The organism is Kribbella soli (genome assembly GCF_004331345.1).
Lineage (GTDB): Bacteria > Actinomycetota > Actinomycetes > Propionibacteriales > Kribbellaceae > Kribbella > Kribbella soli.
This window is the reverse complement of record NZ_SJJZ01000002.1, coordinates 1,016,214-1,027,576: the sequence shown is the minus strand read 5'-3', so window position 1 is coordinate 1,027,576 and position 11,363 is coordinate 1,016,214. Positions and strand designations below refer to the sequence as shown.

The 11,363-nt window shown below is 69.0% G+C and carries 12 protein-coding genes; 6 read left to right on the top strand and 6 right to left on the bottom strand.

From position 1 onward, the window contains the following. Positions 1–28: 28 nt before the first annotated feature. Entirely contained in the window at positions 29–565 is a 537-nt protein-coding gene (locus E0H45_RS19060; RefSeq protein WP_131339050.1) for a hypothetical protein, read from the bottom strand. Between the two features lie 93 nt (positions 566–658). Between E0H45_RS19060 and E0H45_RS19055 the strand changes: the two genes are divergently transcribed. Next, positions 659–1,666: an L-idonate 5-dehydrogenase gene (locus E0H45_RS19055; protein ID WP_131339048.1), complete on the top strand. Its 1,008-nt coding sequence runs from the start codon at positions 659–661 to the stop codon at positions 1,664–1,666. Here the strand turns inward: E0H45_RS19055 and E0H45_RS19050 are convergent. Continuing rightward, complete coding sequence (locus E0H45_RS19050; RefSeq protein WP_202872395.1) at positions 1,656–2,144, bottom strand: MarR family winged helix-turn-helix transcriptional regulator; 489 nt, start codon at positions 2,142–2,144, stop codon at positions 1,656–1,658. The genes E0H45_RS19055 and E0H45_RS19050 overlap by 11 nt on opposite strands. 86 nt (positions 2,145–2,230) lie before the next feature. On the opposite strand from E0H45_RS19050, the gene E0H45_RS19045 reads away from it, so the two are divergent. After that, on the top strand, positions 2,231–2,803 hold the full coding sequence (locus E0H45_RS19045) for an NADPH-dependent F420 reductase (RefSeq protein WP_131339046.1): 573 nt from the start codon (positions 2,231–2,233) through the stop codon (positions 2,801–2,803). An 11-nt stretch (positions 2,804–2,814) separates the two neighbouring features. On the opposite strand, the gene E0H45_RS19040 is transcribed toward E0H45_RS19045, so the two are convergent. Further along, a complete protein-coding gene (locus tag E0H45_RS19040) occupies positions 2,815–3,447 on the bottom strand; it encodes a LysE family translocator (RefSeq protein ID WP_131339044.1) in 633 nt (210 codons plus the stop codon). 107 nt (positions 3,448–3,554) lie between these two features. On the opposite strand from E0H45_RS19040, the gene E0H45_RS19035 reads away from it, so the two are divergent. Together E0H45_RS19035 and E0H45_RS19030 are read left to right on the top strand one after the other, a co-directional pair. Next, complete coding sequence (locus E0H45_RS19035; RefSeq protein ID WP_131339042.1) at positions 3,555–4,850, top strand: BNR-4 repeat-containing protein; 1,296 nt, start codon at positions 3,555–3,557, stop codon at positions 4,848–4,850. A gap of 183 nt (positions 4,851–5,033) precedes the next feature. Then, the gene (locus E0H45_RS19030; protein ID WP_238155175.1) at positions 5,034–6,149 is read left to right on the top strand and encodes an MFS transporter; all 1,116 of its coding nucleotides are present in this window, start codon (positions 5,034–5,036) and stop codon (positions 6,147–6,149) included. On the opposite strand, the gene E0H45_RS19025 is transcribed toward E0H45_RS19030, so the two are convergent. Then, positions 6,115–6,702: a TetR/AcrR family transcriptional regulator gene (locus tag E0H45_RS19025; protein ID WP_165546514.1), complete on the bottom strand. Its 588-nt coding sequence runs from the start codon at positions 6,700–6,702 to the stop codon at positions 6,115–6,117. The two genes, E0H45_RS19030 and E0H45_RS19025, sit on opposite strands and share 35 nt — an antisense overlap. Before the next feature lie 71 nt (positions 6,703–6,773). Between E0H45_RS19025 and E0H45_RS19020 the strand changes: the two genes are divergently transcribed. Further along, positions 6,774–7,880: a serine hydrolase domain-containing protein gene (locus E0H45_RS19020; protein ID WP_131339037.1), complete on the top strand. Its 1,107-nt coding sequence runs from the start codon at positions 6,774–6,776 to the stop codon at positions 7,878–7,880. On the opposite strand, the gene E0H45_RS19015 is transcribed toward E0H45_RS19020, so the two are convergent. Next, positions 7,849–9,288 carry an alkaline phosphatase PhoX gene (locus tag E0H45_RS19015; RefSeq protein WP_131339035.1) on the bottom strand — a complete coding sequence of 480 codons (1,440 nt, stop codon included), beginning with the start codon at positions 9,286–9,288 and terminating at the stop codon, positions 7,849–7,851. The genes E0H45_RS19020 and E0H45_RS19015 overlap by 32 nt on opposite strands. A gap of 126 nt (positions 9,289–9,414) precedes the next feature. Here E0H45_RS19015 and E0H45_RS19010 point away from each other — a divergent pair, with 126 nt between their 5' ends. Further along, positions 9,415–9,819 carry a hypothetical protein gene (locus E0H45_RS19010; RefSeq protein ID WP_131339033.1) on the top strand — a complete coding sequence of 135 codons (405 nt, stop codon included), beginning with the start codon at positions 9,415–9,417 and terminating at the stop codon, positions 9,817–9,819. 179 nt (positions 9,820–9,998) lie between these two features. On the opposite strand, the gene E0H45_RS19005 is transcribed toward E0H45_RS19010, so the two are convergent. Continuing rightward, complete coding sequence (locus E0H45_RS19005; RefSeq protein WP_165546513.1) at positions 9,999–11,273, bottom strand: S8 family peptidase; 1,275 nt, start codon at positions 11,271–11,273, stop codon at positions 9,999–10,001. Positions 11,274–11,363: the final 90 nt, after the last annotated feature.

The window sequence follows — 11,363 nt, the reverse complement described above, 5'->3', positions numbered from 1 at the left end:
CTCCCCCTGAGTAGTGCCCTGGCTGGTCCTAGCTGGTGCGTGGACGTGCACCGCGGTCGAGCATGCGGCGGAGGCGGCGCAGGACCTGGTCGGTGAACAGGCCGGCCAGGCAGCCGGTCAGCACGAGTACGGCGATCGCGGCGCTGGACGTGCTGTCGTCGCCGATGCTGAGCAGACCGGTATTGACCGCGATCACCGAGACCGAGCCGAGCAGGGCGGACCACAGCGGCCGCATGATGTACCACGCGACCGGATGATCCGGCGCGGCGTTGCGAGCGAACGCCATACTCTGCTGGATCACGCTGCCGACCGCCCCGGCGGCCGCGCCGACGATCAGCAGACTCATGTTCAGCGTGATCGCGAGGTGCGCGACCGACTGGCTGGCGACCCGGTGCGGTCCGGCGGTCTCCTGCGCCGCGACGAGCCGCTCCGCCAGGCCGTACGCCGCGACGAGACAGATCAGGGCGACGACAGCCTCGGTGATGTTGATGGCGACGATCAGGCGCCGCGTGGACCGCCGTACGGCGGTGGTCCGCTTCCGCTGTGGCCCAACTGTGTTGCTCATGACAGTTCCTCCCCTACACGGACGGAGGCCTGAACATGCCGCTGCGATACATGGTTATTGTCGACGGACGTCGAGAGCAGAGGTGGTGGGCACGTGTACGCGTGTGTGGCGCATGGTGCGGGGGATCTGCGGGTCGAGGAGCGTCCGGAGGTCGATCCGGGCGTGGGGCAGGTCGCGGTGCGGATCGCGTACGGCGGGATCTGCGGGTCGGACCTGCACTACTTCCACGACGGCGGGGTGGGGGACTTCCGGATCCGGCAGCCGCTGGTGCTCGGGCACGAGGTGGTCGGGCGGATCAGCGCAGGCGACCTGCCCGTCGGTACGCCGGTCGGGATCCACCCGGCGACACCGTGCGGCTCCTGCCCGGAATGCCTCCAGGACCAGCGGAACATCTGTGCCTACAGCAACTATCTCGGGAGTGCGGCGCGGGACCCGCACATCCAGGGCGGGTTCGTGCAGGAGCTGATCGTCCGGGCCGACCAGGTGCGGGTGCTGCCGGACGACCTGGCGTTGCGGACCGCCGTACTCGCGGAGCCGCTGTCTGTCGCGATCCACGCCGTACGGCAGGCCGGCGAAGGTGCTGTGGACGGCAAGCGGGTGCTCGTCACCGGCGCGGGACCGATCGGGCTGCTCGTCGTCGCGGCGCTGCGGCAGTCGGGTGCGAGCGAGGTGATTGCGACCGATCTGCAAGAGGCCCCGCTGGCGCTGGCGCGTGAGGTCGGGGCGACGCAGACCATCCAGGTCGGCGCGGCGGATTGGCCGGACGAGATCGACGTCGCGATCGAGGCGTCGGGGACGGCGGGTGGGTTGCGGACCTGTCTGGAGCGGGTACGCCGGGGCGGCACCGTCGTACAGGTCGGATCGTTGCCAGGGGGCGACACGGCGTTCCCCGGGAGCCTGCTGATGACCCGCGAGCTCACGCTGACCGGTGCGTTCCGGTTCGACCACGAGTTCGACACCGCGATCGCGTGGCTGGCCGGCGGGCTGTACGTCGATCCGATCGTCACGCACACGTTCCCGCTCGACGAGGCGCGCGCCGCGTTCGACCTCGCGACCGACCGCACCGTCGCGTCGAAGGTGCTGCTGGATCTCAGAGGGTGACTGAGGACCCTGCGCTGAGGTTGCCCTCGGGATCGACCGATTCGAGGATCGCGCCGGTGATCTCGGCGAGCTGGGTGATCTGCTCGGGCGTGAGTACGTCGATCACGTGCTGCCGGACCGTCTCGACATGGCCGGGCGCGGTCGCGCGGATCTTCTTCCAGCCGGCCGCGGTCAGTCGCGCGTTGGTGGCGCGGGCGTCCTCCGGGCACGGAAACCGCTCGACGATCCCGCGGTCCTCGAGGCGCTTCACCACGTGCGACAGCCGGGGGAGCGTGGCGTTCGTCCGCCGCGCCAGCGCGGTCATCCGCAACGTCCGTTTCGGCGCCTCGGACAGCATCGCCATCACGTAGTACTCGTAGTGCGTCAGTTCGGCGTCCCGTCGCAACTGCGAGTCGAGGACACCGGGCAGCAGCTCGAGTACGGCGGCCAGCCGTACCCAGGCCGTCATCTCCGCGTCGTCCAGCCACCGTGTGCTCACGGGAAACATTCTGCCACACATGGTTGTAGCTACAACTGAATAGCGCTATCGTGATGGTTGAAGGTACAACCAAAGGGAGCGAGAACATGACGCACGTCAGCATCATCGGCAGCGGGAACATGGGACAGGCGATCGCGGCCGTCGTGGCCAAGGGCGGCAACACGGTCGAGCTGTTCAACTCCACCGACAAGGACAAGCCGGTCACCGGTGAGGTCGTGATCCTCGCGACGCCGTACCCGGCCTACGACCAGGTGCTCGCCGACCGGGCCGACCAGTTGGCCGGCAAGATCGTCGTCGACATCAGCAACCCGCTGAACTTCGAGACCTTCGACTCGCTGGTGGTTCCCGCGGACGGTTCCGCGGCCGCCGAACTGGCCGCGCAGCTCCCGGACTCCACGGTGCTGAAGGCCTTCAACACCAACTTCGCCGCCACCGTCGCGACCGGGAACGTCGGGGAAGCCCCGACGACTGTTCTGATCGCGGGTGACGACGCGGACGCCAAGGCGCTGCTGGGCGGCATCGTCTCCGCCGGTGGCCTGAAGGCGGTCGACGCCGGCTCGCTCAAGCGCGCCCGCGAGCTCGAAGCCACCGGCTTCCTCCAGCTCACCCTCGCCGTCGGCGAGAAGGCCTCCTGGGTCGGCGGCTTCAGCCTGGTCTAGGTCAGCTTGGTCTAACGCAGGAGTGCGAGGCGGACGCCGAGTCCGATGAAGATGCCGCCGGTGGCGGTGTCGATCCGGCGCCGGGCGGTACGGCGGGTGCGCAGCCAGTTCCCGATCCGCCCGGCCAGCAGGCCGACCGTCCCGTCGACCAGGAACTCCAGCACGATCAGGATCGCCCCGAGGATCGCGAACTGCAGCCACACCTGCCCCCGGGCCGGCACCACGAACTGCGGCAGGAACGCGATCGTGAACGTGACCATCTTCGGGTTCAGCAGGTTCGTGGTCAGTCCGGTCAGGTACGCCTTCCGTCCGGACATCGCGGCGTCGCCGGCCGGCCCGTCGTCGACGGCGTCGTTGCGGTGCCGGATCATCTGCACGCCGAGATAGACGAGGTATGCCGCGCCGACGATCCGGACCGCGGTGAACGCGACCGGCACCGCCGCGAACAACGCGGCCAACCCGGCCGCGGCCACCGCGACATGGACCGCCTCACTCGTCGCCACGCCGGCCGTCGCCAGCAGACCGGCCCGCGGCCCGCTGCGCATCCCGCAGCCGAGGATGAACAGCATGTCCGGTCCGGGCGTGATCATCGCGATCGTCGTGGTCAGCAGAAACGCGAGCAGAAGGTGCTGGTCGATCGGCATACTCCCGATCCTCGCACCGCTCGCGATGCGGGGAGCCGTCGTCTCAGCTGACCACATGCTGGCAAGCGCTTACCCATGCACCAGGTTCCCTGCCACACTGGGTGGCCATGGATGCGGCTCGGGTGATCAACGACAACGGTGCTTGGTGCTGGTTCCAGGATGAGCGGGCGGTGGTGGCTCCGGAGGGCGGGGTGCTCGTCGTCGGGTCGATCGCGGCTCCGGAGGGGCCCGGGGGAGACGCACGGGCCGGCAATGTCGAGCTGACCGTGGTGGAGTTGCGCACCGGTTCGGCGGAGGTCGTCGTACTGCATGAGCGGTTCGAGGCCGACGACCATGATGTGCCGGCGTTGTGGCGACGCAGCGACGGGCGCTGGCTGGCCGTGTACACGAAGCACAAGACCGACAACCTGACGCGGTGGCGGGTGAGCGAGCCGGGCGATCCGCGGAAGTGGGGCCCGGAGCAGTCGTTCGACTGGAGTGAGTTCACCGGCGGTCGCGGTGTCACGTACTCGAACCTGCACGAACTCGACGGCCGGCTGTACTGCTTCGCGCGAGCGGTCAACGACGACCCGTGCGCACTGGTGTCGGACGACGAGGGTGATACCTGGACGTACGCCGGGAAGCTCTTCACCCGCCCGAAGATCGGCTATGTCAACGGCTACACCCGTTACGTCTCCACGCCGACGCGCGTGGATCTGATCACGACGGATCATCATCCGCGCGACTACAACAACTCGATCTACCACGGGTACCTGGAGGCCGGCGCGCTGCACCGGACCGACGGGACCGTGGTGGACGAGATCGCGCTGGACGCCGACGCGCCGTCGCAGGTGGAGCTGACCACGGTCCTCGCCGCGGACTCGGTCTGGGACGGCGAACCGATGACGCACTGCTGGACCGTCGACATCCGCCGCGCCGACGACGGCACCCTCGCGGCGATCCTGCTCGCCCGTCACGACACCCCGGAAACGTCAGAGAGCGCTTTCGCGCGCGACCACCCGGTGCCGGATCACCGCTTCTTCTACGCACGTCTCGCTCCGGGCGGCACCTGGCAGGTGCATCAACTGGCCAAAGCCGGCCACGGTCTCCTGCCGCACGAGAACGACTACACCGGCCTGGTCGCGATCGACCCGTACGACCTCGACTCGCTCTACGTCTCGACCCCGATCGACCCACGCGACGGCACTGCGCTGAAGCACCACGAGATCTTCCACGCCCGTACGACGGACGCCGGGACCACGTGGACGTGGACACCGGTCACCGAGAACTCGACCGCCGACAATCTCCGCCCGATCGTCGCCCCCGGCGACCCGAACCGTGTACCGCTCCTCTGGTTCCGCGGCCACATGACAGCCTCCCAGCACTACAACTGCGAAATCGTCCTCCTCGACCAACCCAGATAACACCCGCGGCGCCGGCGGGGCGGCGCGACTTTGGGCTCCGGCCAACCACGGAGCGGCGACCTTGGGTGCCGGTCAACCAAATGACGGTGCTGAAAATGGTTGGTGAGTGCTCAAGGTCGGGTTCGAGGAGCGCAGGGTGCGCGCGTGCGAGGAGATGGTAACGAGCGGTACTATCTTCGGGTGATGGTTCCGGTGCGGCGGTTGTGGGTGGCGGTGCTGTGTGGGTATCTGGCGTTTGGGGCGGCCTTGCAAGCCTTGCCGTCGTACGTGCCGGAGAGGTTTGGCGGTGGGGCGTTGGCGAGTGGGACCGCGGTCGGGATTGCGTTCCTCGCGACCGCCTGCGGCCGGCCGTTCGCGGGGTGGCTGGCCGATGCGGGCTGGTCGCGGCCGGTGGTCATCGCCGGGGGAGTACTGGCGGCTCTTGGGGGCCTCGGGCAACTTTTGGCGCCGAACTTGGGTGTGTTGCTGCTCGCTCGCCTCGTGATGGGCGCGGGTGAGGCGGCGCTCTTCTCAGCCGCCTTGCCCTGGGTTCTGGCGGGTACGCGGGTGGCCCAGCGTGGTCGGTTGGCGGGCTGGTTCGGTTTGTCGATGTGGGGCGGCCTCGCCGCCGGCCCGCTGCTCGGGACTCTTGTTGGAGACGGGGTTTGGTGGGCGGTCGTTGCCCTGTCTGCCGCGTCGGCCGTGCTGGTGCTGACGACGCGGCGTGATCCGGGTCGGGGTGAGCCGTTGGTGCGGATCCGGAACCTGGTGCCACGCGGGGTCCCGTTGCCGGGGGCAATTATTGGGCTGGCGGCTTACTGCTACGGCACGGTCGCTGCGTTGCTCGTACTGCGGTTGCGGGCCGGCGCGATCGGCGTCGACAATGTCGCGCTGGCGGTGTTTGCGGCGGCCTTCCTGGTGGTGCGGTTTGCCGGGAGTCCGTTGGTCGATCGGTACGGCGGACGCGTGGTCGCGGCCTCGACCGTCGCCGTGGAGATCGTCGCGCTGGTCGGGATCGCTCTCGCGAACGGGCCGGTCGGCGCAACAATCTCCACCGCGCTGGCCGGTCTCGGGCTGGCGTTGGTCTACCCGGCCTGTGTCTCGATGACGTTGGACCGGGTGCGGGGTTTGCGGCCCGGGGTGTCGATGGGGGTGATGACGTCGTTCTGGGATCTCGGGGTGATGGTCGCGGGCCCGCTCGGCGGATTCGTCGCCGAGCAGGCCGGGTTCCGCGCGGCGTTTCTGGTGGCAGCCGGAGCGGGACTCGCGTGTGTCGTCGTACTGCTCAGAATGCCGCGTCGAGCAGTGTCTCCACGATGACCCGCGCCTCCGCGCCCAGGCCGGGATCCTGGTCCACCGCGCTGATCAGCGTGGCACCTTCCAGTACGACGACCAGTTGCCGCGCGGATGCCTTCGGGTCACGCGCCCCGGCCTCGCTCAGCAGTCGCTCGAAAAGCGAGCGGTAGAAGGCGAGATGGTCCTGCGCGAGCCGTCGCGGCGCGCCCTCCTGACCGCGGTCCTCGGTGGCCGCGTTCATCATCGCGCAGCCGCGGAACCCGGCTTCGGCGTACCAGCTCGCTACCAGGTCGAAGACCACGAGAATGCGCTCTCTCGCGTTCCCGCCGGCCTGCTCGACGGCCTGGTGGTGCCACGCCCGGACCCGCTGCGTGCGGTCGGTGAGAACCGCCTCGACCAGCCCTTCCTTGGAGCCGAAGTTCTTGTAGATGGTGAGTTTGGATGCGCCGGCCGCCTCGACGACCTCGTTGATCCCGGCCGCATGGATCCCGCGCCGGCCGAACACGTCCGCCGCCGCCTTCAGGATCCGGGCCTTCGTCGCCTCGGGATCCAGCCGTTCCCCAGCCTTGACCGGCATCGGGCCACCACCTCCACGTTCCACCATACCGAGCTGGACCAACTTAAGAACGATCGGTACTATCTGATTCCATGTGGACAGCAGCGGGATACGAGGACGTCGCCGAGGCGTTCGAGCGGAACTTCACCGAGCGCGGCGAGCTGGGCGCGGCGTTCGCGGCGTACCACCGGGGCGAGTTGGTGGTCGATCTGTGGGGCGGTACGGCCGACCCGGAGACCGGCCGGGCGTGGGATCGCGACACGGTGCATCTGATGTTCTCCGGGACCAAGGGCCTCACCAGCGCGTGCATCCTGCTGCTGGCGCAGCGCGGCCGGCTGCAACTGGACGATCCGCTTAGCCGCTACTGGCCCGAGTTCGGTGCCGAGGGCAAGGAACGTACGACGATCGCGCAGGTCCTGTCCCACCAGGCCCGGCTGCCGTGGGTCGAGGCCGGGTACGCCGACCTGTACGACCACGACGCGATGGCGGCGCACCTGGCCGCGCAGGCGCCGGCGTCCGATCCCCGCGCCGGGTTCATGTACCACGCGGTGACGTGGGGCTGGCTGCTGGACGAGCTGGTACGGCGAGTGGACGGACGGACCGTCAGCCGCTTCTTCGCCGAGGAATTCGCTCAAGCAATCGGGCTCGAGGTGTGGATCGGCCTGCCGGAGGAGCTGCACTGGCGGGCGGCGGCGATGATCGCGCCGGACGGCGTCCTCGTCGACGGGCCGTGGACTGAGCTGAACCGGCCGAACCCGCTGTGGATCCCGGGCTCGGAGAAGATCTGGAACAGCGTCGAGTACCGCACCGCCGGACTGGCCGCGGTCGGCGGCTACGCGACGGCGCGCGGGATGGCGCGTTTCTACGCGTCGATGCTGGGCGAGGTGGACGGCGTCCGCGTCCTGACGCCGGCGACCGTCGAGCTGGGCCGGCGCGAGCTCCGGCGTGGCGCCGAGCCGACCTGGGGAACCCCGATGGCGTACGGCGCCGGCTACGAACTGCAGACCGGTGACGGGCGGATGGGCGACCAGCCCGACGCCTTCGGTCACGCCGGGGCGGGCGGCTCGCGACACGGTGCCTGGCCGGGTCGCGAGACCGCCTACTCCTACTTGATGAACGAGGTGCGTATGGGTCCGGACGACCGATCGCTCACGCTCTTGGGAGCACTCAGCCGAGGTAGTCGCGCCACGGGCCGGTGATGGCCAGCGTGATGCCCGGCGTCTGGATGTTGACGAAGAGCACCTTGCCGTCGGCGGAGAACGTCGGGCCGGTGAACTCGGAGTCGTTCAGCATGTTCCGGGCGATGGCGTACGTCGGGCCGCCCGGCGTCGCGCTCAGCACGTGGCTGCTGGCCTGACCGTCCTCGGCGAGGATCAGCGAGCCCCACGGCGTCACGGTGACGTTGTCCGGGCCGTCGAAGTTGAGGTCCTGGAACTTCGACTCGACGGAGTTCGCGGCGGCGTTCTCCGGGAAGTACGTGACCAGCTGGATGGTCTTGGCGTCGTAGTTGTAGAACCAGACCATGCCGTCGTGCGGGACCGCGTCGGCGGGCAGGTCGGCGGTGCCGGACTCGGCGTACGAGTTCACGACGTACACGCCCTGCTTGGTGCCGTAGACGCCCTCGAACTTCTTGCCGCGGGTGATCTGGCCGTCGGTGAACTGCTTGCGCACCGAGGTCGTGGCGCCGTCGCGGTCCGGAACCGGAACCCACGCGACCCGGAACGGGCGGAGCAGCTGAGCTGACGTCAGGTACGCGACATCCGGGATCGGCTTGCCGTCGTCACCGAGGATGGCCAGCGCCTCGAGGGTGCCGAAGTCCTTGTTCTGCAGGTCCTGCCAGCTGCGCGGGCCGAGCTTGTAGCCGCGCGGCGCCGACCAGCGGTAGAAGGTGCCGTTCGGGCCGGAGGCGTCCTCGGACAGGTAGATGTGGGTCCGGTCCTCGTCGATCGCGAGCGCCTCGTGGGCGTACCGGCCGAGGGCCTTCAGCGGCACCGGGTGCGCGGTCTTCCCGTCGCCCCAGACCTCGAAGACGTACCCGTGGTCCTTCAGCCGGGTGGTGCCGTTGGCCTTGTTCTCGGTCTCCTCGCAGGTCATCCAGGTGCCCCACGGCGTCGGGCCGCCGGCGCAGTTCGTCAGGGTGCCGGAGATGCCGACCCACTCGCCGCGGTTGGTGCCGTCCTTGTCGACGTCGATGACGGTGCAGCCGCCGGCCGCGCCGACGCCGGTGTCGTACACGGTGCCCTCGATCTGCGGTACGCCGAGCGGGCCGTCGGCACTGATCTCGTGGTTCTGGATCAGCCGGTACTTGTTCCCGGTGCTGAAGACCGCGGTGCCGTCGTGCGCGTTCGGCGTGACCTGGCCACTCGTCAGCTTGGTCTCACCGGCCTGGGTGACGACCTTGTACTTGAATCCGGCCGGCAGCGCGAGGAGGCCCTTCGGGTCGTCGAGCAGCGGCGGGAAGGGCTTGTGCTGCGGGAACGGCGAGCGGTCGCCGTGCGAGGCCGGTGCGGCCTCGGCGAGCGTCGGTACGGCGCCGACGGTGGTGAAGCCGACTCCGGCGGCGCCGACGGCGGCACCTCGGAGGACGGAACGACGATCGACAGACATGGCTGACTCCTTGGACGGGACGTTGTCGCGATCCTTCACGCCGACGGCTGACGGACGGCAAACGGAACTTGAACAAAAGGTCTGCAACGAACCGGCCGGGGGCGACGTCTACTGTGGGAGGTGATCATGATGCGCAGTGTGACGACCGTGCTCGCGGCAGCCGTACTTCTGGTTGCGTGTGGCAACGAATCGGTGACTGGAGGACAACCGTCGATGACGCCGAGCAGCAGCGGCAGTAGTAGCAGTAGTTCCGAGCCGGCGAGCCCGGGTGGGAGTGTGGTCGACCAAGCCAAGGCTGACCTCACCAAGCGGCTGGGAGTCGATGCGGCACAGGTGACCGTCGTCAGCTCCGAGGACGTCACCTGGCCCGACGGCAGCCTCGGCTGCCCGGAGCCGGGGATGCACTACACCCAGGCGCTGGTGCCGGGGAACCGGACGGTCCTCGAGGCCGGCGGGAAGCAGTACAACTACCACTCCGGCGGTCACCGGGCGCCGTTCCTTTGTGAGCAGCCGCAGCCGCCGAGCCGTTGAAAACTTTCTTGATAACGGGGTGTATCAACCCGCACCGAGGGTGACTCCGCAGAAGTGGGGGAGAGCCTTCAGGCCGCTGCAGGGGGGAGGGCGGCACGAGGGCACGCAAGAGGGGGAGCTGACGCGGTGCGAAGGTCCGGGCGGTCAGGCCGAACATCCGCACCGCGTTGGCGCGTTGCTCAGTTCTGGCCGAGTGACGCGAGCGCGTCGCCGGCTCGCAGGACCGGCCCGGTGCCCGGCTCGGGCTGCGTGAGTGCGAACGCGAGGAGCGCGTCCGCGGCCTGCTTGGCGCTCTCACCGGTGACCGACATCCGGCCGGCGATCAGACCGGCCACGAGCGGCGTCGCGAACGACGTACCGCTCCACCGGGCCATGCCCGCGAACGAGCGCAGCTGGCCGGTGTTCGGCGGTTCGGTGCACTCGTAGTCGCCGGTCAGGAACGCGTTCACCAGGTGCTCGCCCGGTGCGTAGACGTCGACCCAGCCACCGAAGTTGCTGAACCACGCCCGGTCCCGCCCGTTGTCCGCCAGCGCCCCGACGCCGACGGCCTCCGGGAACGCGGCCGGCCAGAAATAGTCCCTGGTCGACTCGTTGCCTGCCGCGGCGACCAGCGTGAGGCCGTTGACGCGGTTCAGCCGGGTCTGGACGAAGACGTCCAGAGCGAGCGGCGCCAGGTCGAACCGCGTCCTGGTGCCCGCCGACAGGCTGATGATGTCGGGCGCCAGATCGAGAATCTCGTCGAGTGCCTGCGCGAGATCGAACTCCCACATCGCACCGGCCGCGGTGAAGTAGCTCTTGACCACGATCTCCACGTTGGGCGCGATCGCCCGCATGACACCGGCGATGAAGGTCCCGTGACCGGCGTACGGCCGGATCCGCCCGGACCCGTCGAACGCGTTCTCCGGATCGCCGGTCACCCCGGCCAGCCAGTACGCCGCGGGCGCGTCGGACCAACCCACATCGAGTACGACGACCTTCACTCCGCGCCCGTCCGCGGCGCCCGCGGACAGGTACGGCGTGGGCAGCAGCGGCGCCGGCGGAGCGCCGGGCGTCATCTCCTCGGGCTCGGTCGCCGGGCACGGGCTGACGCTCGGCGTCACGTAGAACAGGTGTTCCGGTGTGGCCACACCGCGTCCGAGCCGCAGGTCGGCGTACTTGAGGAATCGTTGGGTGAGCGAACGGTCTTCCGGCGCTTCGGGCGGCACGCGGTCCGGCAGCAGCAGCCGGGTGACGCCGCCGATCCCGCCCTCGTCCGGGCGGCCACCCTGGAAGAGCTCGACGACGCGCGGAACGTCCTTGTCGCGGACCAAAACCACTCCGGTGCGGTACAGGTAGTCGGCCCCCTCCGGCCGCTTCTCCCAGTCCTCCGGAAACACCGCGACCTGACCCCTGAATGCCTCCAGAATCAGCTCGATCTGAGCAATGTACTTTCGTTCGGTCGTTTGATTTTCCATTTCCTTACGTCCCCCCTGAGAAGTCGAAATGACCGATATCATTCCAGCATGCCGATGGCAGGGGGGAGTGCCGAGGCAGTAGAAAATTTA

Bases quoted from the DNA above. Each gene is read 5' to 3' on its own strand.
- E0H45_RS19060 (WP_131339050.1), bottom strand. From the start codon at position 565: ATGAGCAACACAGTTGGGCCACAGCGGAAGCGGACCACCGCCGTACGG.
- E0H45_RS19045 (WP_131339046.1), top strand. From the start codon at position 2,231: ATGACGCACGTCAGCATCATCGGCAGCGGGAACATGGGACAGGCGATC.
- E0H45_RS19040 (WP_131339044.1), bottom strand. From the start codon at position 3,447: ATGCCGATCGACCAGCACCTTCTGCTCGCGTTTCTGCTGACCACGACG.
- E0H45_RS19035 (WP_131339042.1), top strand. From the start codon at position 3,555: ATGGATGCGGCTCGGGTGATCAACGACAACGGTGCTTGGTGCTGGTTC.
- E0H45_RS19030 (WP_238155175.1), top strand. From the start codon at position 5,034: ATGGTTCCGGTGCGGCGGTTGTGGGTGGCGGTGCTGTGTGGGTATCTG.
- E0H45_RS19025 (WP_165546514.1), bottom strand. From the start codon at position 6,702: ATGCCGGTCAAGGCTGGGGAACGGCTGGATCCCGAGGCGACGAAGGCC.
- E0H45_RS19020 (WP_131339037.1), top strand. From the start codon at position 6,774: ATGTGGACAGCAGCGGGATACGAGGACGTCGCCGAGGCGTTCGAGCGG.
- E0H45_RS19015 (WP_131339035.1), bottom strand. From the start codon at position 9,288: ATGTCTGTCGATCGTCGTTCCGTCCTCCGAGGTGCCGCCGTCGGCGCC.
- E0H45_RS19010 (WP_131339033.1), top strand. From the start codon at position 9,415: ATGATGCGCAGTGTGACGACCGTGCTCGCGGCAGCCGTACTTCTGGTT.
- E0H45_RS19005 (WP_165546513.1), bottom strand. From the start codon at position 11,273: ATGGAAAATCAAACGACCGAACGAAAGTACATTGCTCAGATCGAGCTG.